A 24,791-nucleotide genomic window follows, 5' to 3' on the forward strand; every position below is an offset into this window, starting at 1 on the left:
AGCGGCGGACTGGCTGGAGCAGGGCTCGGCGGGATGCATAGCTTGACCTCGCGGCCCGCGTGTTGCTCTGCTCTGGCGGGTGAACGCTCGCGCTACACCGTCGCTGCGCATCGCGCGGCTCGTGATCGAAAATTTCCGGACGTTTCGAGAGCCTGTGGAGATCGTCTTCGCGTCTGACGGCGTGGCGGACGAGATGCCCGTGTTCCACGGGGCCAACGGGGCCGGCAAATCCAATGCGCTCGCGGCGATTGATCTGTTTTTTCGGGTCGCCTCGTACTGCTTGCGCGCGGTTGCTGGCGCTGGCGGGATGAGCCCGGATGCAGCGTGCAAGCTGCCCTGGGGGTTTCGTGACGAACACTTCGGCTTGTGGATGAACCACCGGAGCTGGCCTCCCGGTGTTCGCGATCCGCAGCGGGTGGAGGTTCACTTTGATGATGCGCGCCTCGGCGCGCTCCGCGTCACGCTGACCCCGTCGGGGAACGACGTCCTCCTGCGGCTCGAGAGGATGCGTTCCGCCCCAGTGAACTTCTGGGAGGCGCCGCGAGCGGGCAGGAACGCGGGCGGTGTCGTACTGAAGGATGGCACGGGAGACGTCCTGCAAATCGATGAGATCTCCCCGCTGCAGAACGCCCTGGAGGCGCCGCTCGGCCCCGGGAGCAAGCCGTTTTTCCTGCTGGATGCTCGTCGTCGAGACTTCCGGGCCATCGGTGAGGGGGGGGCGCGCGATGAGGGGGGCAGCACGCTGTCCGCGACCACGGCCGAACGCCTCCTGGCGCTGGCAACGTCGCTCGATCCGGAGGAGACGGAGCGCTGGCGCGTCTTCGTGGAGCTCATCCATCGGTTCAAGACCCTGTCAGATCGAGAGATCTCCGTGCTCCGCGCTCCGGTGGCCGGCGGGGAGGTCACCGATCTGCGCTTCGAGGTCCGGGGCAAGCAGATCCTACGGCTCTCCGAGCTCAGCTCGGGCGAACAGCAGGTGGTCGCTCTCGTCGCGGCCGTGCTCACGTCCCGTGCCGGCCTGGTTGCCATCGAGGAGCCGGAGTTGAGCCTCCATCCAGAGAACCAGGAGCTGGTCCGCGACATCCTCCGCGAACAGGTGCAACGCGGGATCGTCGACCAGATCTTTATCGAGAGCCATGTCCAGGTCTTCGACGGCCCTGCGGTGCTCCGGTTCAGGCGTTCCCTCGAGGGGGAGACGCTCGTCACGCGGCAGCCTTCGCGCTCGCTTGACAGGGTCCGCGCCCACGCGCGCGAGAGCGGCGCCGATGAGCAGTGGGTCACGCCGGACGGTTACACCCAGCTCCCTGCGGAGATGCGAGACAAGCTCGGCTTGCAGGGCGGCGGGTATCTCTGGTTCTTGCGCTCCAGGCCGGAGGGCCGCTGGGAAGCCTGGACGGAGGCGGACCTTGAGGCGCAGCTCGGCATCGGCGACGGCTCCTCGAAGGATCCCTGACGTGCGGCTGTGGATCGATACGAACGCAGCGCGCAGCCCGAGGGCCATTCGCGACCTCTGCCGTCTGGCGAGGAGCAAAGGTGTCGAGGTCCTGGTCCATGCGCAGGTGTACATGGAAAGACGGCGGCAGCAGCGGGTGGAGAGCGGCGAGCAGTTCTCGGGGATAGCGTTCGACGACTTTCTCCTGGTGCACCGGGTCCGGGTCGTGGACATCCACCTCGACCAGCCGACCGCAGCTCGATGGGCCGACGGCTTGTGTCAGCGGTATCCGACGGACCGCGATTGGGAGCTGGCGAAGCAGCGTACCCTCGGTGGCCAACTGATCGCCGATTTCAAGATCATCCCTGGAAAGATGCCGATGACCACGGACTGGCTCATCGCCCTCGCCGTCGAGGACGACCCCGCATCGCGCATCATTACCCACGACGAGGGCGAGGAATGGCAGCGGCTCCGCGAAGCCGAGCCGAGGCGCGCCTTCCGCTGGGACGAGGCGGTCACCTGGCTTCAGGGCCTGCCTGCGGACGAGCCGTCGTCGGGCTGAAGCGCATAGAGCGCGGCGCGAGGGGGCGGCATCGACCCGTGGGAGGTGTGCCGGCGTTCGCTCGGCGGTACCGAGTCTGCTCGGGAGCCCCAGCCCCGGAAAGCGCGGTGATGTATGCTCGCGCAGGTCGCGCATGAACCTCGCCGACAAGCTCGTCCGGTCCGCCACGCTCGCCGATCTCGACGAGCTGCCGCCCGGCTGGCGGGGCGAGATCATCGACGGCACGCTGTACGCCTTTGCGCGTCCCGGCTTCGTTCACGCGAACATCGAGGACCTGATCACGGCCGACCTCAAGAACCCCTACCAGCGGGGCAGGGGCGGTCCGGGAAGGTGGTGGATCCTCTCCGAGCCGGGCATCCAGATCGAGCGCGCACCCGAGATATCGCCCGACGTCGCGGGCTGGCGCCGCGCGCGTGTGCTCGCGCCGCCGCGGCCCGCGGAGCCCATCTCCCTCGTTCCCGACTGGTGCTGCGAGATCCTCTCGCCGCGCACGGCGGGCTACGACAACCTCGTGAAGCGCCGCTTCTACGCCGAGATCGGCGTGCCTCACCTCTGGTACGTGGATCCCGTCCGGCGGACGTTGCTGGTCAGCCAGCTCGAGAACGGGCGGTGGGTCGAGCTGGGGCTGCACGGGCGAGACGAGAAGGTGCGCGCGGCGCCGTTCGAGGACGTCGAGATCGACCTGGCCGAATGGTGGGAAGGGCTCGACGAGGGCGAGGGCGACGCGGCCTAGCCATGCGTCGCCGCGGCCCGTCCGACGAACGAAGCAGGCAGCTCCTTCCGCTTGGCCAGAGTGACCATCCGGTCATTTGGTGGATCCCATGATCGACGGGCGGGACCTCTGGCTGCTGGCCGGCCGACGAGCGCCGCGTGAGTCGGCGGTGCGCTTGTATCACGCAGATCTCGGCGGGTGACGACGCGTTCACCCCTGGAGGCGCCGCTTGGCCACGATAGAGGCGTTCATTCCGACGGTCGTGCTCTTCGAGACGATCACCGACATCGCTCGTTCTCACAAGGTGCACCTCGTGCTCCAGCGCTTCGAGGGCGCGCATGGCGGCGCGGCGCTCTCCGTCGTCGAAGCGAGCCCTCTCGCGGCTCACGAGTACCTGAGAGGCGGCTATCAGCTGGTGTACCTGGCGTCGCGGAGGGCGCCCGCCGGCGAGCAGGACTGGGGCTTCTTCGACCGTGAGGCCGCAAATCTGCTCGAGTTCGCCGGCGCACGTCAGCGCGGTCAGGATCTCGAGCAGGTCACGATCCGCCCGGTGGCGAAGAAGACCAGCGTGGCCAGGTTGTTCGCCGCGACCAGGGCGGCGATCGTGGCGGGCTGCAAGCGAGGAATGAGGCTCAACGGTCGGCTCTACCCGAAGATCTTCTACGCGAAGGAGCTGGAGGCCGGGAGTTTCCAGCTGTGGGTCGATATCGAGACGAGGACCATCTCCGCCGAGATGGCCGGGTAGGGCCTCTGGCCCCTCGCGGTGCGGTCTTCGCGCCCTGGCGGTCTTTCCGCTGACCCGCCGCAGCGCTCAGGCTGCAGGCCTGTCGTGGCCTCGAAGCGGCCGGGGCACGCGCGTGAAATACCAGACATCGAAGACCACGAACCCGAGCGCCGCCAGCGCCAATAGCCAGGTCCACTCGACGTGGGCGTCCGGCTGTCCCGCCGCGCTGGAGACCGCGACCTCGCCGCCGCCCTCCGCGAGGAGCGGCCTCGGCGTGAGGTCGCTCTCGGCGACGCTCGTGAGGTTCGCCGGCACGACGACGGACCCGGCCTGCGGCCCTTGCCAGGAGAGGCGGTAGAAGCCCGCGCGGGGCGTCTCCGCGACCACCGCGACGCCGGCGCGCTGCGCGACCTCGATCCGCTCGCCCGCGGGGCCGATAGCCTGGAGGTCCCGCGCCGTCGCGGGGACGCTCACGCGCAGCGGCTCGCCGGTGCGCGCGGGGCCGGTGATGCCGTGGGCGCGGTGGGCTCGCGCCTGCTCGAGCAGGTTGCGCACGAAGAGCACGAACGACGCCTTGAGCGGCCAGTCGCTCTCGCCCACGTCGAAGCCGAGCAGCGTGCCCGTCCGCGAGGCGGTGGAGATGTCGGTCGCGATCGTGCCCTCCTGGGCGCGGATCAGCCCCTGCGCCGCCGCTTCTGGCTTGAGGGACGAGGCCGCGCGCAGGTGCACGCCGTCCAGCGTGAGGAAGCGCAGCCGCGGATCCGCCGTGTCCCACGAGGTGAGCGTGGGGCGCTCGAGCGTCTGCCCCACGAGCGTGCCGGCGCAGCGCCCGGGCGGCGGGTTCACGATCAGCAGATCGCCCCCCGGAGGATCGGGCGGGCACGCGCCCTCGATCACGACGAACGTGTCGGGATCGAGCCCGGGCTTCCCAAGGAGATCCGCGAGCGCGCCCGACGTCACCGAGGTCATCGGATCGGACGTGAGCGCCCGCTCGATCCAGACGGAGCCGCCGGAGGGCGCGGCCGGCTGCGCGCCCTGGGCCTCGTCCCCCGGGCGCTTGCCGGCCGACGCGAGGAACACCGGCAGCTTGTCGCCCGCCGGCACGCGGCCGTAAGCGACGTCGTCGAGCGGCATCGCGTCGCGCGGCGAGAGCTCGAAGACGAGCCCCTTGCGGTAGTCGCCGGGCGACGGGTGGAACGTGAGCACGACCGGCAGCCGCTCTCCCGGCTTGACCAGCACGCGCCGCGAGCCGAGCACGTCCGAGGCGCTGTCCTGCCGCATCGTCACGTACACGTCGCGCGGCTGCGCCCCGAAGTTCGCGACCACGAGGAAGGCCTGCACCTCCTCGCGGTGCTCCGATCGCTCGCCGTCCGCGCCGCTCGCGCCGCTCGCGCCCGCCACCGCGCTCCCGGAGCGCACGTCGACGCGGACGATGGCGGCGTTGTCCACCGGATCGCCGACGGTGATGACCTCCACCGGCAGCGATACGCCGCGCAGCGACGCGGGGCGGGCGAGGTTGCCGTCGGTGATCGCGACGACCCGGCGGGCGCCGCCGAGCTGCCGGAGCCGGTCGATCCCGAGCGCCACCGCGGCCTCGAGATCGCCCTCGACGTCGCGCGCTGCGATGGGGTCGATCGCCGCCTTGAGCCGGACGAGATCGCGATCGAGCGCCGCGACGAGGCGCGCGTCGCGCCCCGCCTCGACGATCAGCGCGTCGCTGCCCGGGGCGAGGCCGGCGAGGAGGTCCTGGGCGAGCTGCTTCGCGAGCTCGATGCGCGTGGTCGCCTCGCCGGTCGGCCCTCGAGCGGCCGCGGACATCGAGGCGCTCGTGTCGAGGATGATCGCCACGTGATCGCCGGTGAGCTCGCGCCCGCGCGAGGCGGGGCGGGCGAGGGCGAGCGCGAGGAGCGCGAGCGCGAGCGCCTGCAGGACGAGCGGGAGCTGGGCAAGGAGCTTCCTGAAGGGCGCGCGCGCCATGAGGTCGCGCTGCGCGGCGGCCCAGAGCCACGTCGAGGGGACGCGGCGGCGGCTCCGCTTGATCTTGAGAATGTAGAGGAGGACGAGCGGCCCGAGCAGCGCGAGGAGCCACAGGCCGCCGGGCGAGAGCAGCGCGAGCGGAGCGCCCGCGGAGGCCTGTGCGAGCGGGGCGACCACGTCAGTCGACGCTCCTCGCGACGAAGCGGCGGACGGCGCCCTCGAGCGGCTCGTCGCTCCGCGCCCGCACGTACGTCGCCCCGTGGCGGCGGGCGAAGGCGCGCAGCGCCTCGCACAGGCCGGCGAAGCGCGCCGCGTAGGCGGCGAGGGCCGCGGCGTCGAGGGTCACGTCGACGAGCGCCCCCGTCTCGGCGTCCTCGAGCGTCAGGTCCCCCTCGAAGCTCGGCGCGAGCTCGTCGGCGGCGACGACCTGGAGGGCTGCCACGTCGTGGCCGGCCTGCGCCGCGCGCCCGAGCGCCGCGGTGACCGGGCCAGGATCGAAGAAGTCGGAGACGACGCAGAGGAGGCCTGGCCGGGCGCTCTGCCGCACGACGGCGTCGATGGCCCGCGCGAGGTGCGTCCCGCCGGAGGCCCTCACGCCGTCGAGGGCGCGGAGGAGCGCGGCGAGCCCTGCGCGCCCGCGCACCGGCGCGTGCTCGCGGGCGATGCCGTCGCCCGCCACGAAGAGCTGCGCGCGCTCGGAGCGCGCGAGCGACATGTAGCCGATCGCGGCCGCGAGCCGGCGGGCCGCGTCGAGCTTCGTGGGCTCCCCGAAGTCGAGGGACGCCGACGCGTCGCACACGATGCGGGCGATGACGTCCTCCTCGGCGCGGAACAGCTTGAGCACCGGCTCCCCGGTGCGGGCATATGCGGCCCAGTCGATCCGCCGCATGTCGTCGCCGGGCGCGTACGCCCGGTGCTCCTTGAACTCGGCCGAGCCGCCGCGACGACGCGCGAGGTGCTCGCCGGCACCGCCGGAGCGGGCGCGGATCTCGAGCCGCCGCTGGAGGACCTCGAGCTCGCGGACGAAGCTCGCGCCGAGGAGCGGCTCGGGGGACGAGGGGAGCATCGGAGAGCAGTAGACCTCGGCGCGGGCGGGGGTGCCAGCGGGGTCTCGGAGGAGCGGCGGCCCGCGCTCGGCAGGAGCGGCGGCCCGCGCTCGGCAGGAGCGGCGGCCTGCGCTCGGCAGGAGCGGCGGCCGAGCCCGGCACGCGGTTGCTCCGCGGTGTCGAGACAGACCGCCACGGTGGGGCAGGGCACCCCATTCGGGTTCGCCGTGACCGCGCGGCCCCCGTCCGCAGGCGCGCCGCTGCTCTGTGGCTCGCTTTATGCGAGCCAGCGCGGTGCTTCAGCCGTCCGTGCGCCGGTTTGGCCGGTAGAGCCGCCGAGCGCCCCGTACCGATGTTTCACGAGGAGAGGAGGCACCGTGAAGGCCCTGGTTTTCCACAAACCTTCGGACGTCCGCGTCGAGGACGTCCCGGATCCCCGGATCGAAGAGCCCACCGACGTCATCGTGCGAGTCACGGCGACCGCGATCTGCGGCTCGGATCTTCACCTCTACAACGGCTTCTTCCCTCAGGCGAAGCCCATGGTGCTCGGCCACGAGTTCATGGGCGTCGTCGAGGAGATCGGCCCCCACGTCACGAAGCTGCGGAAGGGCGACAGGGTCGTCGTCCCGTTCCCCATCGCGTGTGGACATTGCTTCTTCTGTCACGCGGAGCTGCCAGTCCATTGCGAGAACTCCAACCCCAAGCACTACGGCCCCGAGGGCGGGGTGATCGAGGGGAAGGGAGGTGCCCTCTTCGGGTACACGGACCTCTACGGCGGTTACAATGGAGGTCAAGCCGAGTACGTGCGCGTCCCTTACGCCGACTTCGGGCCACGGAAGGTGCCTGAGCGCCTCAGCGACGAGCAGGTCCTCTTCACGACCGACATCCTCCCTACCGGGTGGACGGCCATCGAGTGGGCCGAGCTCAAGGGTGGAGAGACGGTCGCCGTGATCGGATGTGGGCCTGTCGGCCTAGCGACCATGAAGTGTGCCTGGCTCCGCGGCGCGGCGCGCGTCATCGGCGTCGATCGGGAGGAGTATCGCCTGAAGAAAGCCCGCGAGGTCGCCCAGGCCGAGACCCTCAACGTCGACAAGGACAATGTCGTCGAGGCGATCCGCTCGATGACGGGCGGGCGCGGCGCGGACGTGTGCGTCGACGCGGTCGGGATGGAGGCGCACCGCGGCCTCCTCGAGAAGGCCTCCAGCGCCCTCCACGGCCAGGTCGGGACGATATCGGCCCTCCGGCTCGCGTTCAGCGCCGTGCGCCGGGGCGGGATCGTGCCGGTCGTGGGGGTCTACGGGGTGTCCTATGACAACTTCCCGCTGGGCCAATTCTTCGACAAGGGCCTGAGGCTCCGAGCCGGCCAGGCGCCGGCGCACAACTACGTCGATCGGATCCTCAAGCACATCGAGGACGGCCACCTCCGGGCGGACGACATCATCACCCATCGCCTGCCGCTCTCGCGCGCCCCGCACGGCTACGAGATCTTCAACAAGAAGCTCGACGACTGCGTCAAGGTCATCCTCAGGCCCTGACGCAGGGCGCAGAGCGCCCATCCGGCGCTCCGGCGCGCCCTCCGCCCTCGCGCACCATCCTCGCTCCGCCAGGTCGGAGGGCGACTCTCCGCCTGCCGGTCCGGTGCTCGGGAGCGGCCCAGGCGCTCGGGCGCCGCGACTCGTAGCCCACCGCGACCCCGACGCCTGACATCGGCGTCAGGGGGCGCGCCGCGGCGCAGGGTTGTAACGTATCGATTTTAGGGTTGTTTGCTCTGGGTATGACGCTTGCTTCGGGCCGCTCCTCGGCCAGCGGCTCGATCGCTTGCTCGGCCCCGTGATGGCCTCTGATCACACGGAAGGACAGCTCCGATGGATCGAGATCTGCGCTCAACTCGAACGCTCCTTCACCCCGTATGGATAGGAGCCCTGGCCTTCCTCGTCCTCAACGATCATGCCCTCAAGGGCTCCGGCCTGCTCCCTGGTTGGTTGACGGGGAAGCTCAGCGATTTCGCGGGGCTCCTTGTCGCGCCCGCGGTCCTCGCCTCGCTCCTCCGCGTCACCTCGCGCCGCGGCTTCCTCGGCGCGCACGTCGTCACGGGCGTGGTCTTCTCGGCCATCAAGCTCGCTCCGGAGGCCGCCCGTGCGGTCGAGGGGCTCATGGCGCTCACGCCGCTCCCGTGGCGGATCACCGTCGACCCGACGGACCTCATCGCGCTTCCGGTCCTCCTCGCCTCGTACCGTGTGCTCGGCGAGGCGATGGCGCGGCCGGAGCCCGCGCGCCCGGTCGCGCACCGACTGGCGCTGATGGCGGGCAGCCTGGCGTGCGTGGCCACGAGCTACGAGCCGCCTCCGTGCGATGGGGCCGAGGGGTGCGTGCCGCCCCAGCCGCAGGAGCTCGCGTCGCTCGTGATCGGCAACACGACGGAGACCGAGCAGCTCATCCGCGTGCGGCGCCTCCGGGAGTCGGTGCGGGTCGACTGCAGCGTCGTGCTCGCCGACCCGACGAGCTCCCTCTCGCGCGAGCTGTTCGCGAGCGCCGAGACCTGGCTCATCGCGCCCGGCCGCGCGCTCCCGCTGCGCAACGCGGGGTGCGACGCTTATATGATAGACGCCGACGGGCTGCCGCTCACGCTCCTCGCGTGGTCCGCGGCGGCGTTTCCGGAGCAGGTGCTCGTCACGTCGACGGAGAACCCGCAGCCGACTCGGATGATCGCGCTTCGGCGCGCCGGGGCCAGGCTCGAGCTCGCCGAGCACCCGGCGGTGTTCCCGGCGCCGCCCCTCGAGACGCCGTCTCCCGCGGGCGCATGCGGCGATCCCGCCACGGAGATCGGGCTCGACTGGACCGTGCCCCTCCACGCGACAGGGGTCCTCACCGGCGTGACATCGTCTCCGGACGGCTGCCATGCGCTCACGCTCGATCGCGGCGAGACCTTCTTCCTCTGCGCTCCTGCCGAGGCGATCCCGTTCAGCGAGGGCGACGTCCTCCGCGTGAGCTCCGTCGCGATCGACGGCAGCGGCGAGTACCCGGAGCTCCCGCGGAGCCAGCCCGCGTTCGCGCGCGGCATCCACATCGAGAGCGCGACGCACGCCGTGCTCGCGCTGCGAGGCAACGTGCTCGCCCGCTGGTCGATGGTCGATCGGCAGGCCACCGCCGATTTCACGGCCGATCTCTCGCCGCTCGAGGGCTGCGATGCGTTCCACGATGCCTGCGGCAGCCTCGTCGAGCCGCTGGAGGCGTCGCTCCTCGGCGAGGGCGTCTCCGGGGTCGTCTCGCTGCGGCCCGGCGAGAGCGCGGAGCTCGCCGGGGGCGCCGGAACGCTCTTCCTCGTGCGCGCCGACGACATGCCCGTGCGCGACGCGGAGTGCTTCACCGTTCCCATCGATCAACCGCGCCTTCTCGAGTCGGTCTTGGTCGCCGCCACCGCGGCGCCGTAGGAGGTCACGCCATGAAGCTCCGAATCCATGACATCCTCGCGCTCGGCGCCGCCGCCGCCCTCGGCGCGGCCGGCTGCGCCGACAGCTCATCAGAGCGCGCCGCCATGCCCGCGGATCCCGGGTCCCCGGGCAGCGTGGGCGTCTCCCAGGGAGGATCGCAGGACTTCGGCCTGTTCCGGCAGATCCTGGAGGACGGCGAGATCCCCGGGCCGGACACGCTCGACGACGTCGGCTTCTTCGCCGAGCACAAGCTCGATTACCCGGCCGCGACCTGCGGCGAGGACGTGTGCATGCACGGGCTGCTCGGGATCATGGGCAACATGATCAGCGGGTCGCCCTGCACGCTCATCCAGATCGGGATGAACTCGCCCGTGGACCTCGGCGCGATCGAGCGGCCGCCGCTGCACCTCGTCATCGCCGTCGACACGAGCGGCTCGATGGAAGGGGACCCGATCGCCTACGTGAGGGCGGGGCTCGTCGAGATGATCGACGCCCTCGAGCCGACCGACCGGATCTCGCTCGTCCGCTACTCGGACGCCGCCGAGGTCGTCCTCGAGCAGGTGGAGGGCTCGGACAGGGAGGCGCTTACGGAGGCGTTCGAGGGCTTGACCGCGCGGGGGTCGACCAACCTGTACGAGGGGCTCTTCACCGCGTATGCGCTCGCCGAGCGGCACCTCGATCCGGCGTGGCAGAACCGCGTGATCTTCCTGTCCGACGGCGTGGCCACGGCCGGGCTCACCTCGCCTCAGCGGCTCGTGTCGCTGGCGGCTGGGTACGCGGAGAAGGGGATCGGCCTTACGGCCGTCGGCGTCGGGGCCGAGTTCGACGTCGACGCGATGCGCGGGATCAGCGAGGTCGGCGCGGGCAACTTCTACTTCCTCGAGGACCCGAAGGCGGTGGAGGAGGTCTTCACCGAGGAGGTGAAGACGTTCCTCGTGCCCCTGGCGCTCGACGTCGAGCTCGACGTGGCCGTGGGCGACGGCTACGCCGTGCGCGGCGCCTACGGCACGAACGGCTGGCAGGGCGGCGAGCGCGGCGGCGCAGTGCACATCCCGAGCCTCTTCCTCGCCGGCCGGACGAGCGCGGCGGAGCCGGTCGGCTCCGGTCGGCGCGGCGGGGGAGGCGCCATCCTGCTCGAGCTCGTGCCGAAGCCCGACCAGCGAGGCGTCGAAGACCCTCGCGCCGTGGGCAGCCTCGCGCTGTCATGGAAGCACCCGCTGACGGGCGAGGCGCACGCGCAAGAGGTCGACATCGAGGCGCCGAGCGCGCCCGACGCGCCGCCCGAGGCCGGCTATTTCTCCGGCGATACCGTCGAGAAGGGCTTCGTGATGCTGAACCTGTTCGCCGGGTTCAAGCTCGCCGCCCAGCTCGCCGCGGACGCCGATCCGCGCACCGCGCGGCGCACGCTCGAGGCGCTGCGGCCGAACGTCGAGGCGTGGCTCGCGGATCATCCGGACCCCGACGTCGAGGACGACCTGCGCTACGTCGATCTGTTCATCGAGAACCTCATCACGGCGGAGGCGAACGTGCAGCCCTACACGCCGGCCGATCCGCCGAACCCCTGGCCCGCCGATTGAGCCCCGCGCGCCGCGCCGCCAGCGCGCGCTAGGTGACGACGACGCGCAAACGACGCAGGCGCCGCGCCCGTCGCCCCGCATTCACCTCGATCCCCTCATCACGCCGTTCGACGTCTCCACGTCTCCACATGCGCTCGGCGTGCCCGCGTGCTCAACAACGCGTCCGGTGTGCCGCAAACGTGCGCCGCGGAGATGTCGCTTCCGTGCGGCAATGGCCTTGTGTAGGATCGAATTTCGGCGGCCGTCGAGGAGGAGAGTTCACCTATGCGAAGATCCATGCTTCTTGGGTTGGCGAGTATCACCGTCTGTCTGACGGCCGCTCTCCCGGCGAGCGCGGGTGTCCCGGAGTGCGGCAACATTCGCTTCGAAGGGCTGTCGAACTGCGAAGTGCGCGTCACGGGCGAGTGCTCCGCGGGCTGCAGCGAGCTCGGGATCTACAAGACCGCGTGCGCCACGAGGCTCGTACCGGTCTGCAAGACGGAGTGCACCCTCTCGGCGGAGGCGACCTGCACGGACAGCTGCACCGAGCAGTGCTCGGGGGAATGTGACCGCGGCGTCGCGATCACCTGCTCCCACAACTGCTTCACGGAGTGCACCACCACGCGGGACGTCGAGTGCTCCGGCGCCGTCGATGCCGCCCAGTGCGCCGCCACGTGGGATGCGAACTGCGACAGCGAGTGCGACGCCCAGTGCGTGACGGTGGATGGCGACTGCTATCAGCACTGCATCGAGTGCTGCGGCGGCTCGTGCACGGCCGACGCGAACATGGATTGCCAGACCACATGCCAGAACGAGGAGTTCGAGGACTGCGAGCACGAGTTCCGGGCGAACTGCGATGCTTCCTGCAGCGGCGACGGCGCGCTCTTCTGTGGTGGGAAGTACATCATCTCCGGCTCGCAGATCCCCGCGTGCGTGAACGCGCTGCTCGCGCAGGGCATCAGCGTGGAGGCCGAGGTGGAGGGGGAGGTCACCATCGGTCCAGATGGCATCGACGGGGACCTCTCCGCCGGCATGTGCGCCTACAGGCCCGCGAGCAAGACATCCCTCGTGGCGCCGTTCGCCGCGCTCGCGGCCGCGGCGGGCTGGGCCGCGCGGCGTCGCAAGCGTTCATCGCACACGTCGGGCTGATCGTCTTCAGGTGAGCGTGCGGCCGACCCCCGAGACGCTGCTCGCGCTGCTCCTCCTGTGCTCCGCAGGTTGTGGGAGCGACGCGGCCGATGCGCTCGTGGTGGTCGGCCTCACGACGGATATGGCGGTCGGCTTCGAGTTCCATCACATCGAGACGATCACGAAGGTGGACGGCGTCGTCACGCGCACCGAGCGCCTCTCCTATCGGAAGGGAGAGCTGTCGCTCCCGGCGGAGCTCCCTGTGGGGCCGGCGCGGGACGGCGCGGAGGTCGAGCTGTCCATCGCGGCGTTCCGCGAGGGCGAGGACTCTCCCCTCGTGACGCGGAGGGCCGCGACCCGCGCGGCCGGCGGGCGGAGCGTGCTTTTGCCCGTCTCGCTCGACGAGGCGTGCTGCGCGACCACGTGCGCTGCGAGCGCGACCTGCGCTGCGGGGGCGTGCGTCGATCCTTTCATCGCGCCCTCCGCCCTCGCCGACCACGATCCGCTGTGGATCGCGTCGGCGAGCGACGCGTGCAAGACGCCATCCTCTGGCGATCCCGCGGTCGAAATCGGGCAGGGGCAAAGCGCGTTCGCCTCGCTGGAGGATGGCGAGGTGGTGCCGATCGAAGCGGGCCCTCAAGGGGGCCACCACGTGTGGCTCGCGCTGCGCGTGACCGGCCTTCGCCAGATGGGCTCGCGGCTGACCGTGGAGGGGTACTTCCCCGAGCTGGAGTTCGAGCTCCTCCCCTTCACCGCGCAGGTCACGCTGCACAGGGCAGGAGAGGAAGTCTGCGAGATCGATGGCGTGCGCTTTCAGGTGGACCGGGGGCTCCCGGTCGAGGCCGTCCGGGGGCAAGCGCTCGACGTCGAGATCACCCTGGAGGATCCGAACGGCGATGTCGCGACGGCCACGCAGCGGGTCGTCATCGCTCCCTGACGGCGCGCTCCTCGTTCTACCCCGCCTTCTACCTGCGGCCTCGATCCCCGCTGGCAGCGCCCCCCGTGATGCCGCCGGCCTTGCGCCGGCGTGCGGCCGCGATCGCCGGCAGGCTCGCCGCGGCGAGCACGCCCGCCCAGCCGGCGCCCGCGCCGCCGGCGCCGCACCCGCCCGCATCGCTCGGCCCGGCGCCTCTGCCCAGCCCTTCCGGACCCGTGCCGGCGCCTGCTCCCGCTCCTCCGCCGCTCGCGGCCGTCGCTCCGCCGCCGGTCGCGCCGCTCGCGCCGGCCGCGCCGCTCGCGCCGGCCGCGCCGGCCGCGCCGCTCGCGCCGGCCGCGCCGCTCGCTCCAGCGCCGGTGTCGCTGCCGCCCTCGGGCGCGCCGGCGTCCGGGGTGCAGTCCTCGTGGCCCGTCATCAGCGCAACGCGCGGCCAGTCCGTCGGGCAGAGGGTCCCTACCGCCGTGCTCGCCGCGCAGTCGAGCGGGCCGCGGAGGCACGCCTGCCGGAGCAGCGGCTCGAACGTCGCGCCGCCGTCGAGCGAGCGGCCGATCGTGAAGCCGTCCAGGAACTCGCTGGCGCACGCGTAAAGGCCTGCCTCCGTCCACGCGAAGCAGCGCGGCGCCACGCCAGAGACGCGCTCGAACGCGAGCGTCGCCGAGGGCGCGCGAAAGACGCCGTCGATGTCGCTGCCCACCGCCACCGCCGCGCCGTCGGGCGAGATCGCGAACGCGCGCACGAAGCCCTCCGTCTCGAACACCGGCGCGAACGACCCGCCGCCGTCCCTCGAAACGAAGAGGCGCCCCGGCGCGCTCGCGATCCGCACGTACAGCACGTCGGCGTCGCGCGGGTCGACCCCTGCGATGTACGGCTCGCGCGAGGTCGTGCTCCCCGGCACCGCCGAGGTCGCCCACGTCTCTCCGCCGTCGAACGAGCGCGCGATCACCCCCTTGACCGAGCCTTCCTCGCGCGCGAGTCCGCTCACATAGACGCGCCGCGGATCCGACGGGGCGACGTCGACCGTCCTCGCCAGAAATTCCGGCGGGAGCGGCGTCCCCGCGCTGGCCCAGCGCGCGCCGCCGTCGCGCGACGCCCAGAGGGCGTGCCTGATCCCCGCGGCGACCGCGACGACGTGCGACGGATCGCCCTGCTGGACCGAGAGATCGATCACCGCCTGCCCCGCCAGCTCCGCGGCGCCCGTCCAGGCGCAGCCGCCCTCCGTGCCGATCGCGAGCCCATCGCTCAGCGCGGCGAGCACCCTGCCGTCCGACGCCGCGGCGATGGGCGGGGACTGGCCGCCCGTGTCGTCGTACCCGACCGCGCCCTCGCAGATCCAACGCCAGCTCGCGCCGCCGTCCTGCGTGGCGAGCAGGCCGTACGTCATCCGGGCGATGGCGCGCGCCGGGTCCGCCGGGTCGAACACGATCTGGTCCGCGGCGGGGAAGACGCCGTTCGCAGCGGCAGGGGAGGGCGCCGTCGCGAGCGCCGCGGCGACGAGCGCGGCGCCGCACGCCGGGCGAGGCGGCTGCCGGCGGGCCGGCGTGGAAAGAGACTGCATCGAGCGGCCATCGTACCGCCGCGCGCGGGGCGCCGCGCGACGCCGATCGGCGTCGCGCCCATGCGCGCCGCGCGCCGAGAACCGCCCACGCGCCCTCCGCGCCCCGCTACACTTGCGGCAATGCCGGCGCGCATCGTCGTGTCCTTTCGAGGTACTGCGGCCCTCTCGCAGCCAGACAGCACGGACGCGGTCGCGCCGTGGCCCGGCCGCCGCGGCGCGCCGCGGGCGCAGCGGCCACCGTCGCGCCAGAAGGGCGCGCCGGACGGCGCGGCGTGCGGCGACGCGAGCTACCTCCCGAGGGCGCTCGCGCTGAAGAAGCGCGCCGAGGCGCTCGGCGCCACCCTGTGCGCCTGGAGCGCGCAGACCTTCTCGTTCGAGTTCACCCCCGACGACAGCGAGGAAGCCGTGCTGCTCGCCGCCCTCGCCGCGGAGGACGCGGCCGTGCACCCCGACGCGCGCTTCGCGGTCGGCATCGCGCAGGGGGAGATGACCTACGTCAGCGAGGCGGGGCGCTTCACCGCGCTCTCCTGGGGGCAGCCGCTGCTCGTCGCCGTCATGCTCGCCCGCGTCGCGCTCCCCGGCGACGTGCTCCTCGATCCCGCGCTCCCCGCCGTGCTCTCGGGCGAGCTCATGACCCTCGGCGTCCACCGCGGCGTCGACGGCGCGCGCCGGGTGCGCGGCCTCCGCCTCGACGCGCAGCAGCCGCTGCGCAGGCAGGTCGCCGAGAGCGTGGCGCGCCTGTGCAAGCCGCCTCTCGTCGGCCGCGACGCCGAGCTCGCCGAGCTCGCCGTGCCCCCCGGCTCCCTCGCGATCGTCCGCGCCGAGCCCGGCGCCGGCGGCACGCGGCTGCTCCACGAGCTGGAGAGGCTCCTCGCGCCGTCGCGGAGCCTCTTCGTCGCGCCGATCGGGGCCTCGCGCGAGCCGTTCGGCGCGCTCCGGCGCGCCCTCGCGCGCGCGGCGCTCCGCGCCGAGAAGAGCCGCGCTCGCGCGCCGGCGCTCCCGGATCGGCTGAAGCCCGCGCTCGCGCGGCTCCTCGCCGGCGAGGGCGTCGAGCCGAGGAGCGCCGCCGAGGTGCTCGCCGCGTGGCTCGCGCCGTCCGACGTCCGCGTCGGCCTGCTCGCCGTCGACGACGCCTCCGAGGTCGACGCCGCGAGCCTCGACGCGATCGCCCTCGCCCTGGAGCAGGGCGTCGGCCTGCGCGCGGTCGTCCGGCTCGGGCGCTCGGAGCCGCTCCCCGCGCCGCTCACCGCGCTCACGCCCGCCGCGACGGTCGCGCTGGGGCCGCTCCCCGCGCCGGGCGCCCAGGATCTCGTCCGCGGGCTCCTCGACGGCTGCATCGACGAGGCGGGCGCGCGCCGCTGGGCCGCGCGCGCGCCCGCCTTCCCGCTCGCCGTGCGCGAGCTCCTGTGCGAGGCCCTGGAGAGCGGCGCGCTGCGCTGGATCGGCAGGAGCGTCGGGCCGCGCCGGCGCAGCGCCGGGCGGGGCAAGCCCGCGCGCACCATGACCGGCGCCGAGCTCGCGGCGCCCCCCGCGTTCCGCTCGATCGAGGGTCGCCTGCGCCTGCTCGCGATCGGCCATCGCACGGTGCTCACCGCGCTCGCGACGCTCGGCGGGGACGCGTCGGACGCGGCGATCGACGCGCTGTGCGACGGCACCGGCGCGCCGAAGGTCTCCGCGGTGCAGGCGGCGCTGCTCGGCGCCGGCTGGGTCTTCCGGCCGGAGCCAGGCTGGCTGCGGCTCTCCTCGCGCACGCTGCGCGACGCCCTGATCGCGGCCGTCCCGCCGGGCGAGCGCGCCGCGTGGCACCTGGCCGCGGCGCGGGTCGTCGAGGACCACGCCAGCGTGCTCGGCCTCGCCGACGCCGCGTGGCACGCCGCGAAGGCGGGCGACCGGCGCTCCGCGGCCGAGCTCGCCGGGCGCGCCGGGCGCGCCGCCGGCGACGCGCTGCTCGAGGCTTCCGCCGCGGAGCTGCTCGCGTTCGCCGACGAGCAGGAGACCGGGAGAGAGCACCGGGACGCGGCGCCGGACAGCTCCTCGAGCCAGCCGCCGACCTACCGCACGCCCATCGAGGTGGTCGGCGACGCGCCGGAGCCGAAGCGCGCGGCGCCGCTCGGGGAGCGCTCCGGCCCCGACGCGCCCGGCGGGGCGACGGACAGCTCGGCGCGCGCGGTGCCCCGCAGGCGCTCCGCGCTCGATGCAGAGGGCGAGGGCGACGTCGCGCCGGGCGCGCCGCGGCCGGACGGCGCTCTCGCGGCGCCCGAGGACGACGCGCCCGAGGACTTCTCCGACGCGACGGCTCCGGACGTCGGCCTCCCGTTCTGCGACGCCCCCAGCGATCTGCTGGCGAAGACCACCGAGTCGCCCGTCCTGTCGATGAACGACATCGCGGTCCGCCTCGCGGAGCTGGCCAAGCAGGCGCTCGTTCAAGGCGATCTCCGCACGCTCGAGCGGCTCGTGGGCGAGCTCCGCCGCACCGGCGAGCACCTCGATCTGGCCGAGCGCATGACCGGCCTGATCTCGCTCGGGCGCGGCGCGAAGGAGGAGGCGCTCCGACGCTTCCGGATCGCCGCGGAGGCCGAGGCGTCGCCTTCGCAGAGGGCCCGGGCGCTGCTCGCGTACGGCGTCGCGCTGGCTGCCGCGGGCCGCACGGAGGGCGCGCTCCTCGAGGCGCTGAGCGCCCTCGCGCGCGCCCGCGAGGCCGAGGATCACCACGGCGAGCAGGCGTGCGCGCAGTTCCTGGCGCAGCTCGCGGCCGCGACCGGGCACGAGGAGGCGGCCCGCACGTGGGCGCAGGTGGCGCGCCTCGCCGGCGCGGCGCCCCCTTCGTGATGGCGCATTGACAGCGTCGTCGCGGCTGTCCATACCGCCGGCCATGTCGTCCCGAGAGCCCTCCGGCGAGCCGGCTCCCGCGCCGGGGACCGGCGACGAGCGCGCCGCGCCGCCCGCGCGCGCCGCGCCGCCCACGCGCGCCAGCGTTGGCGCGGGCTCCGGCGCCGTCGCTCGCGGGGTCGCCGCGCTCCTCGCGCTGGCGCTCTCGCTCGGCGCGATCGCGGGCGTCGCGTACCAGCGCTATGCCGCGGTGCACCTGCGCGCCCTCCCGAAGGTCCCGATCTGCGTCCGCGGGGCGCGGGTCGCGCTGCGCAAGCCGGCCGCGGTGTCCGGTACGGAGCCGCGCCAGACCGCGTCGGGCGAGACGGTCTACCTCACGCTCGGCGAAGATCGCGCCGTCGCCTGCGCCTTGCAGCTCGACGAGGCGCTCGCGCGGCACCTCGCCGGAGCGCTGGCCGAGCAGGCTCCGGCGCAGCGCGCCGCCCGGCTGCTCGAGCTCGTGCGCGACCGCGTACCGGCCGATCCGGCGCACGACCGAGCGGCCTCTGCGGCCTACATGATGGCCGCTGCGGCCCTGCGGGGCCTGCCTGACGACGTCGCCGAGGTCCGCGCCGCAGCGGACGAGATCGAGCGGCACCAGGCTTGCCGCTTCGACACGAGGCGCCCCTGTCCGACGCGCCCCCCGCTGCCCGTGCTCGTCTGGCTCGCGGGCGTCCCGGCGGCGCTGAGCGTGCTCGGGCTGCTCTGGATCGGCCTTACCGCGAGCGCCGCGCGCTACAGGCGCTGGACGGCGCAGCGGCACCGCTGATCGCCCGCGCGCACGGTCGCCGCGCGCGTCGGTGGCCTCGCCTCCGTCGCGCCGCGCGCCTCAGTCGATCGCTTCGACGCGAAAGCTCGACTGGACCAGGGGGCGGGGCCGGGCGCCGATGTCGGCGACGTCGAACCCGAAGCCCGAGCCCTGCTGGTGGATCCCGCCCGACGTCGCGCCGCTCGGCATCTGCACCGACGAGCTCACCGTGACGTAGACCTTCGCCCCCTTGGCGAACGCGGCGGTCATCGCGAGCACGCGCCCGGCGAGCTGCGCGGCCGCCTCGCGCGCCACCCGCGCCCAGAGCGCCGCCGCTCCGGCGGTCGATGACAGCGCGCGCACCCCGAGCACCGCGCCCGCGCCGCTCAGCTGGACCTCGAACACCGCGCGCGCCGTCGCGGGCGTCTCGGCGGCGCGCACCACGTCCGCCACCACGGACGCGACCGTGCCGGCGGCGGGCAGATCCAGCCCCAGCGTCTTGTCTCGATCGCGCATCGCCTGGCGCAGCACCTCGCCAGCCCGGTCCACCGAGACCTCGCGCGGCGCGGTCGGCGCGGTCGGCGCCGGCGCAGGCCGCGCGCGGTCCGGCAGGACGCCGGGCAGCTGCCACACAGGCGCACCCCCGAGCCCGGCCACGCCCCGCGGCCCCTCGGTGGTCGGCGGCCCGTCGTACTCGTTCGATGGCGCCGGGGCCGGAGGCGCGACGGGACCCTCCCGGGGCTCGCTCGGAGCCTCCGGCGGCGCCGGCGCCTCCAGCACGCGCCGCTCGCGTCGCGCCGTCCGTCCGAGCACCGGCTCCGCTTCCTGCGGCCGCGCCCCGTCCGGCGCGCGTGGCTGCAACGCGCGCGCCTCGTCCTGCTCCGGTTGCTCCGGTCGGGGCGGCGCGACGGGCTCCACCTCGATCTCCACCTCCGTGCGCGCGTCGCTCGAGCGGGCCTCCAGCGCCGGCCCCGGCTTGCCCGCGACCCGCGCGAGCAGCGGGATGGCGGCATGGAGCAGCGTCGCTGCGAGCAGGAAGCGGACCTCGCGGGAGAGCAAGCGCGGAGCACCTTGGTGGGTGCGGGAGAGGGGCGCAAGTGTGCGTTTCGTCGCCGGCGTGCTCGCGCCACCGCGCGCGCACCTGCACGGCCGCAGGCACATCCCGCCCGCCCCTCGCTCTGCGGCCCGGCAGGCTCGCCCACGCGCGCTCCACGCGTGTTCCACAAGGGGCCAGGGTATTACGGCCACGCTTAAATATGCGCGTACAGAACGGTTGTCGCTTGAGCTCGAGACCGTACTGGTCGATGCTCCGCCTGCCGCGACGCCTTCCGGGCTCACGGCAGGAGCAGAAACGCAGCGCGTCGCCGCCAAGCAACGCGCTCACGGAACAGAAGCAGCGCCTGGCGAGCCAAGGCCGGGCGCCGTGTCCCCGTTGTAAGGGAGGGGTATCGAAAATGAAGGGAAACGTGCGCGCTGATGGGGCGCTTTCGGACCTGTCGCCGACGCCCACGCCGCCGCCCGTCACCGTGGTCCAGGGTTGCCCGGATCGCGGTCTCCCCTTCGACCCTCCACCCCTCGGCACGGTCCCCGTGCCGCAGGAGCAAGCGTTTCCTCCCGGCTTCGCCGCTCCAACGCTGCAGGGGGCGCCACCGCCTTTCCCCGTCGCCGGGGTCGGGCCCTACGGCTCCTGGTCCGCGCCCTCGCCGGGCGAGCGCCGCGCGCGCGTGTGGCGTGCCCTCGGGGCGTTCGTCCTGGCCGCGGCCACGGTGATCGTCGTCGTCGTCGCCGCCGCGCGCGGGATCGCCGCGAGGATCCCGGCCGCCTCCGCCGAGGCCTTCCGGACCATGGCGCCTGTCAGCCGCGCGTCGCTCCTCACGCTGCGCTCTGCGCGCGAGGAGGCCGGGGCGAACGCGGCCGTCGCGCCCGAGGGGCTCGCGCGCTGGCATCAGACGACGCCCGCGCCGGCGACGCTCCCGCCCTCGCCGGCGACGCCCCCGCCCGCGATCCGGCACGACGGGTACGCGTCGATCCGCGGCGGCGTGCTCTTCACGCCCGAGACGTTCAGGCCCACCGGGTCGAGCTACGATCTCCTGCTGCACTTCCACGGCAACACCCAGCTCGTCCGCGAGAGCGCCGAGGTCGCCGGGCTGAACGCCGCGGTCGCCGTCATCAACCTCGGCATCGGCTCGGGCGCCTACGAGGACTTCTACGCGACGCCGGGCGTGTACGAGAGCCTGCTCGCGGACATCGACCGGGCGCTCGCGCAGCGCGGGCTGCCGACCCCGCGTCTCCGCCGGGTCGCCCTCTCCTCGTGGAGCGCGGGCTACGGCGCGGTCGCCAAGATCCTGGAGCTCCGCCGCGGCACCGAGACCCTCGACGCGATCCTCGTCACGGACGGCATCCACTGCGGCTTCGTCCCGGAGCAGCCGAGCGGGCTCAACCCTCTGCAGCTCGCCTCGTTCGCGCGCTCCGCGCAGCTCGCCGCCTCCGGGCAGCTGCTCTTCACCATCACGCACTCGGAGATCGACCCGATCGCGTACGCCAGCTCCTCCGCGACGGCCAGCTACCTGCTCGACGCGGCGGCAGGGCACCACGTCGAGCGGTCGCCCGCGTCGGACGCGCCGCCGCACCTGCGGCTCCGCGCGGCCGAGGGCGCCGTCTCGAAGAAGCTCGAGAAGCAGATGATCCCGACCACCGAGGCGAGCGTGGGCAAGCTCCACGTCCGCGGGTTCCGGGGGAACACGCCCGAGCACCACATGGCGCACCTGCTCCAGATGGCCTCGACCGTCCTTCCGGAGCTCGTCACGCGCTGGCACGAAGGCGCCGATCCGCCGCCGGTCGACCGCTGAGCACGCCGCTCCGCCGGCCTGTCCACCGCCCGCCCGCGCGAGAGCGGCGGCGTCAGCTCCGGCTCCGCGCCTCCTCCATCCAGGCCCCGATCGCCGTGGCCACCGGGTGCTCCGCCCCGAGCTCCTGCTCGGCGAGCGCGAGCGCGCGCTCGTACAGCGGCAGCGCCGCGGACGGCCGCCCCGCGGCGTGGTGGACCTGCGCGAGCCGGACCAGCGTCGGCCGGAGCGACGGGTGGGCGGCCCCGGCCAGCGCCTCCCGCGCGGCGAGCGCGCGCTCGTACAGCGTCGCCGCCTCGGCCGCGTCCCCGAGCGCCTCCCGCGCGGCCGCCAGGTTGTGCAGGATCGACGCGAGGAGCGCCCCCTCCACGCCGGAGTCCGCCTCGGCGATCTCCAGCGCCCTCCGGAGCATCGCCTCCCGCTCGTCGGCCGGGCGGCCGTCCTCGAGGAACGTGGCGGCGTTGTAGAGCGCCTCTGCGACGAGCGCGTGACAGGCGCCGAGCGCGCCCTCCCGCAGCGCGATCGCCCGCCGGAAGAGCGTCGCCGCCTCGGCGCGCGCCCCCCGCCTGCCGAGCAGCAAGCCGAGCCGGTTCAGCAGCGCCGACAGCTCGATGGCGTCGGGCTCGCGCATCCGCTCGTAACCCGCGAGCATCCGGCGGAACAGCGCCTCGACGTCATCGAGCTCACCTTGCCGCTCGAGGATGGCGGCGAGCTGCTCGAGCAGCCTCGGCAGCGGGGGATCGGTGCTCGCCGCCGCCTCGGCGATGGAGATCGCCCTCGCGGAGCTCGCGCGCGCCTCGTCCAGCCGCCCTTGCGCGAGCTGCGCCGAGCTCAGCGCATAGAGCGGCGCGGTCAGCTCGGCGTCCCCGGCGCCGTAGATCTCCTCGGCGATCCGGAGCGCCCGCGCGCACGTCGCCTCCGCGTCGGCGTGGCGCGAGCCGGCGAGCTCGGACGCGGCCGCGTCGAGTAGGCGCCGGTACTCTCTCCCCCTCCACCAGCGCAGTATGGCGCGATCCGGTCGCATCCTTCTCTACTACCTCGCCCCCGCCCGGAAGGGTGAGAGGACCGGCAGGGACGTCCGGCGCGCTGGGGCGTCCGGAGGCGGACCTGACAAGGACGCTCGGAAGGGCATCGCGCGGGCGCGGAGCAGTGTACTCTGCTCGCAGGATCTCGTGGCGCGAAGGTGCGATGCAGAGGCTCGATGCCAGCAACTGGCGGTTCCCGCCGATCGGGGCTATGGCGCACGGCGCATGGTGCAGCGCCTCCCGGACGGCGTCTTTGTCGGGGGTCCCGGCCTCACGAGCGGGGCGATCGTCGTGGCGATCGAGGAAAGGTCGCCAAGGACATTTCTTCCGTTTAGACTGCCCCGACGGCCCCACGCGCCGACGTTCCCCACGATCATGAGGTCCAGGCTCACGCATCGCGAGGCATCGTCACCGAGGGGAGGGCTCGCCCGCGCCCGCACGGGGAAGGCGACGGAGTTCATATGAGTGGTGCCAACGAAAACGTCGTCGATGAAGTAGCGCGCAGCGAGCCGATCGATCCGTTGCTCGGAAAGGTGCTCAACGGAAAGTTCAAGATCCTTTCCCAGCTCGCGACCGGCGGCATGGGCACGATCTATCGCGGCGAGCAGATCCCGCTCGGGCGCCCGGTGGCGATCAAGGTCTTGATCCCGAACCAGGCCTCGCGGCAGCTCGACCCGAACTTCCACAAGCGCTTCTTCCTCGAAGCGAGCATCCTCGCGCGCCTCCAGCACCCGAACATCGTCACCGTCTTCGATTACGGCCGCATCGAGGCCGATGATCAGGACCGGTTCTTCATGGCGATGGAGTTCCTCGAGGGCGAGACGCTCTTCCGGCGCGTGCGCCGGCAAGGGCGCCTGCCGCCGCCCGAGGCCATGCGCATCGCGCGGCAGATCGCGCGCGGGCTGCGCGAGGCGCACAAGCACGGCGTCGTCCATCGCGACCTCAAGCCGTCGAACGTCATGCTCGTGTCGAACGAGGACGCGGAAGAGGCCGTCAAGATCCTCGACTTCGGCCTCGTGAAGCAGCTCGGCGACGACTCGGAGGAGCTCACGCAGCAGGGCGCGTTCCTTGGCTCGCCCCGCTTCATGTCGCCGGAGCAGATCTCCCACGGCAAGGTCGATCTCAGGACCGACATCTACTCGCTCGGCGTCATCCTCTATCAGATGCTTTGCGGGAAGGTCCCGTTCGAGTCCGAGAAGTCGATCCAGATCCTGATGGCGCACCTCCAGCAGCCGGTGCCGCGCATGAAGGAGCGGAACCCGGACGTCGACATCCCGGAGCCGCTCGAGGCGCTCGTGATGCGCTGCCTCGCCAAGGATCCGGACGGCCGGCCCGCGACGATGGACGCCCTCATCCAGGGCCTCGGCGAGTGCGCCCGCGGCATGGGTGTGACGACCGCCTTCGGCGGCACGCAGATCACCTCGTTCGAGTCGCTGCCGGGCGTGCAGATCTCGTCGCGTTCGTCCACGGTGCAAGCGCTGAAGGACGCGGTGACGCTCCCGGCGCCGTCGAGCGACGACGAGGCGAGCGGGCGCACCTCCGGCGTCGGTTCGGGGCCGGGCGCCGCTGCGACCGCGACGGACGCGTCCAAGACCGTAGCCGGCGCGCAGGAGACCCGCTCCGGCGGGGGGCGCAAGGCGGCGATCCTCGCCGCCATCGGCGCGGTCATCGTGGCGGCGGTCGCGTTCGTGCTGACGCGCAACCCCGCGCAGAGCGAGGCCACGCCGGTGCCCACGGCCGCGCCCACGACGGCGCCCGCGGCGACCGAAGCGCCCAGCGAACACAAGGGCGCGCCCTCGTTCATGCTGATCATCGAGTCGATCCCGGCCGGCGCCGACGTCCTCGAGGACGGGAAGTCGCTCGGGCAGACGCCGCTGCAGCTCTCGATCGCGAACGACCAGGTGCGCGCGTCGCCTCGCCGGCTGACCCTGCAGAAGGAAGGCTTCCAGCCCTACTCCATCGTCCAGGGGCCGTCGGAGATGTCCGTGCAGACCGTCGCACGGCTCGCGCAGGTGGCCGCGCCTGCGAAGACAGAGGAGCCGTCGCAACCAAGCTCGGGCGGCAGGAGAAACTGGGGTCGCCCCACCCGCCCCGCTGCGCCCACGGCCACGTCGAAGCCGAGCGCTCCCGAGAACACGGCGCCGTCGATCCGGATCGACAGGTAGAGATCAGGGCGCGCCTGACGAGCGTCGTCGGCTCGCCCCTGATTTCACCGCGCCGCAAGGGCGCGGTGCAGGGGCCATG

18 protein-coding genes are annotated in these 24,791 nt (G+C 73.2%); 13 read left to right on the forward strand and 5 right to left on the reverse strand.

Annotation, left to right across the window (positions count from 1 at the left end):
* Positions 1-79: 79 nt before the first annotated feature.
* The 4 genes from WME90_RS02750 to WME90_RS02765 all read left to right on the forward strand — a co-directional run bounded on the left by WME90_RS02750 (position 80) and on the right by WME90_RS02765 (position 3,451).
* On the forward strand, positions 80-1,453 hold the full coding sequence (locus WME90_RS02750) for an AAA family ATPase (protein WP_437279489.1): 1,374 nt from the start codon (positions 80-82) through the stop codon (positions 1,451-1,453).
* Between the two features lies 1 nt (position 1,454).
* Entirely contained in the window at positions 1,455-1,994 is a 540-nt protein-coding gene (locus WME90_RS02755; RefSeq protein ID WP_437279490.1) for a hypothetical protein, read from the forward strand.
* A gap of 133 nt (positions 1,995-2,127) precedes the next feature.
* Positions 2,128-2,727 carry a Uma2 family endonuclease gene (locus WME90_RS02760; RefSeq protein WP_437279491.1) on the forward strand — a complete coding sequence of 200 codons (600 nt, stop codon included), beginning with the start codon at positions 2,128-2,130 and terminating at the stop codon, positions 2,725-2,727.
* A gap of 208 nt (positions 2,728-2,935) precedes the next feature.
* The gene (locus tag WME90_RS02765; protein ID WP_437279492.1) at positions 2,936-3,451 is read left to right on the forward strand and encodes a hypothetical protein; all 516 of its coding nucleotides are present in this window, start codon (positions 2,936-2,938) and stop codon (positions 3,449-3,451) included.
* 66 nt (positions 3,452-3,517) lie between these two features.
* Here the strand turns inward: WME90_RS02765 and WME90_RS02770 are convergent, their stop codons facing one another.
* Both WME90_RS02770 and WME90_RS02775 read right to left on the reverse strand, forming a co-directional pair.
* Positions 3,518-5,584 carry a vWA domain-containing protein gene (locus tag WME90_RS02770; RefSeq protein ID WP_437279493.1) on the reverse strand — a complete coding sequence of 689 codons (2,067 nt, stop codon included), beginning with the start codon at positions 5,582-5,584 and terminating at the stop codon, positions 3,518-3,520.
* Between the two features lies 1 nt (position 5,585).
* Complete coding sequence (locus tag WME90_RS02775; RefSeq protein ID WP_437279494.1) at positions 5,586-6,473, reverse strand: DUF58 domain-containing protein; 888 nt, start codon at positions 6,471-6,473, stop codon at positions 5,586-5,588.
* Positions 6,474-6,830: 357 nt separating this feature from the next.
* On the opposite strand from WME90_RS02775, the gene WME90_RS02780 reads away from it, so the two are divergent.
* From WME90_RS02780 to WME90_RS02800, 5 genes are all read left to right on the forward strand, one after another.
* Positions 6,831-7,988: a zinc-dependent alcohol dehydrogenase gene (locus WME90_RS02780; protein WP_437279495.1), complete on the forward strand. Its 1,158-nt coding sequence runs from the start codon at positions 6,831-6,833 to the stop codon at positions 7,986-7,988.
* A gap of 330 nt (positions 7,989-8,318) precedes the next feature.
* Positions 8,319-9,884 carry a hypothetical protein gene (locus WME90_RS02785; RefSeq protein ID WP_437279496.1) on the forward strand — a complete coding sequence of 522 codons (1,566 nt, stop codon included), beginning with the start codon at positions 8,319-8,321 and terminating at the stop codon, positions 9,882-9,884.
* Between the two features lie 11 nt (positions 9,885-9,895).
* Complete coding sequence (locus WME90_RS02790; RefSeq protein ID WP_437279497.1) at positions 9,896-11,461, forward strand: vWA domain-containing protein; 1,566 nt, start codon at positions 9,896-9,898, stop codon at positions 11,459-11,461.
* A gap of 276 nt (positions 11,462-11,737) precedes the next feature.
* Positions 11,738-12,589, forward strand: a complete 852-nt coding sequence (locus tag WME90_RS02795; RefSeq protein WP_437279498.1) for a hypothetical protein — start codon at positions 11,738-11,740, stop codon at positions 12,587-12,589.
* A gap of 10 nt (positions 12,590-12,599) precedes the next feature.
* Positions 12,600-13,505: a hypothetical protein gene (locus tag WME90_RS02800; RefSeq protein WP_437279499.1), complete on the forward strand. Its 906-nt coding sequence runs from the start codon at positions 12,600-12,602 to the stop codon at positions 13,503-13,505.
* 28 nt (positions 13,506-13,533) lie between these two features.
* Here the strand turns inward: WME90_RS02800 and WME90_RS02805 are convergent, their stop codons facing one another.
* Positions 13,534-15,060 (reverse strand): WD40/YVTN/BNR-like repeat-containing protein, encoded by a 1,527-nt coding sequence (locus WME90_RS02805; protein WP_437279500.1) that lies wholly within the window; start codon positions 15,058-15,060, stop codon positions 13,534-13,536.
* Between the two features lie 120 nt (positions 15,061-15,180).
* Between WME90_RS02805 and WME90_RS02810 the strand changes: the two genes are divergently transcribed.
* Together WME90_RS02810 and WME90_RS02815 are read left to right on the forward strand one after the other, a co-directional pair.
* On the forward strand, positions 15,181-17,889 hold the full coding sequence (locus WME90_RS02810) for a hypothetical protein (protein WP_437279501.1): 2,709 nt from the start codon (positions 15,181-15,183) through the stop codon (positions 17,887-17,889).
* A gap of 43 nt (positions 17,890-17,932) precedes the next feature.
* Positions 17,933-18,697, forward strand: a complete 765-nt coding sequence (locus tag WME90_RS02815) for a hypothetical protein (protein ID WP_437279502.1) — start codon at positions 17,933-17,935, stop codon at positions 18,695-18,697.
* A 60-nt stretch (positions 18,698-18,757) separates the two neighbouring features.
* Here the strand turns inward: WME90_RS02815 and WME90_RS02820 are convergent, their stop codons facing one another.
* Entirely contained in the window at positions 18,758-19,735 is a 978-nt protein-coding gene (locus WME90_RS02820) for a hypothetical protein (RefSeq protein ID WP_437279503.1), read from the reverse strand.
* 407 nt (positions 19,736-20,142) lie between these two features.
* On the opposite strand from WME90_RS02820, the gene WME90_RS02825 reads away from it, so the two are divergent.
* The gene (locus WME90_RS02825) at positions 20,143-21,525 is read left to right on the forward strand and encodes a hypothetical protein (RefSeq protein ID WP_437279504.1); all 1,383 of its coding nucleotides are present in this window, start codon (positions 20,143-20,145) and stop codon (positions 21,523-21,525) included.
* A 52-nt stretch (positions 21,526-21,577) separates the two neighbouring features.
* On the opposite strand, the gene WME90_RS02830 is transcribed toward WME90_RS02825, so the two are convergent.
* Positions 21,578-22,546, reverse strand: a complete 969-nt coding sequence (locus WME90_RS02830) for a tetratricopeptide repeat protein (protein WP_437279505.1) — start codon at positions 22,544-22,546, stop codon at positions 21,578-21,580.
* A 462-nt stretch (positions 22,547-23,008) separates the two neighbouring features.
* Between WME90_RS02830 and WME90_RS02835 the strand changes: the two genes are divergently transcribed.
* Entirely contained in the window at positions 23,009-24,712 is a 1,704-nt protein-coding gene (locus tag WME90_RS02835) for a serine/threonine protein kinase (RefSeq protein WP_437279506.1), read from the forward strand.
* Positions 24,713-24,791 lie beyond the last annotated feature (79 nt).

This window comes from Sorangium sp. So ce375 (assembly GCF_051473855.1).
Taxonomy (GTDB): Bacteria; Myxococcota_A; Polyangia; order Polyangiales; family Polyangiaceae; genus Sorangium.

Excerpts from the sequence above, each read along its gene's own strand:
- WME90_RS02760 (WP_437279491.1), top strand. The coding sequence starts at position 2,128 with ATGAACCTCGCCGACAAGCTCGTCCGGTCCGCCACGCTCGCCGATCTC.
- WME90_RS02775 (WP_437279494.1), bottom strand. The coding sequence starts at position 6,473 with ATGCTCCCCTCGTCCCCCGAGCCGCTCCTCGGCGCGAGCTTCGTCCGC.
- WME90_RS02785 (WP_437279496.1), top strand. The coding sequence starts at position 8,319 with ATGGATCGAGATCTGCGCTCAACTCGAACGCTCCTTCACCCCGTATGG.
- WME90_RS02790 (WP_437279497.1), top strand. The coding sequence starts at position 9,896 with ATGAAGCTCCGAATCCATGACATCCTCGCGCTCGGCGCCGCCGCCGCC.
- WME90_RS02795 (WP_437279498.1), top strand. The coding sequence starts at position 11,738 with ATGCTTCTTGGGTTGGCGAGTATCACCGTCTGTCTGACGGCCGCTCTC.
- WME90_RS02805 (WP_437279500.1), bottom strand. The coding sequence starts at position 15,060 with ATGCAGTCTCTTTCCACGCCGGCCCGCCGGCAGCCGCCTCGCCCGGCG.
- WME90_RS02810 (WP_437279501.1), top strand. The coding sequence starts at position 15,181 with ATGCCGGCGCGCATCGTCGTGTCCTTTCGAGGTACTGCGGCCCTCTCG.
- WME90_RS02815 (WP_437279502.1), top strand. The coding sequence starts at position 17,933 with ATGTCGTCCCGAGAGCCCTCCGGCGAGCCGGCTCCCGCGCCGGGGACC.
- WME90_RS02830 (WP_437279505.1), bottom strand. The coding sequence starts at position 22,546 with ATGCGACCGGATCGCGCCATACTGCGCTGGTGGAGGGGGAGAGAGTAC.
- WME90_RS02835 (WP_437279506.1), top strand. The coding sequence starts at position 23,009 with ATGAGTGGTGCCAACGAAAACGTCGTCGATGAAGTAGCGCGCAGCGAG.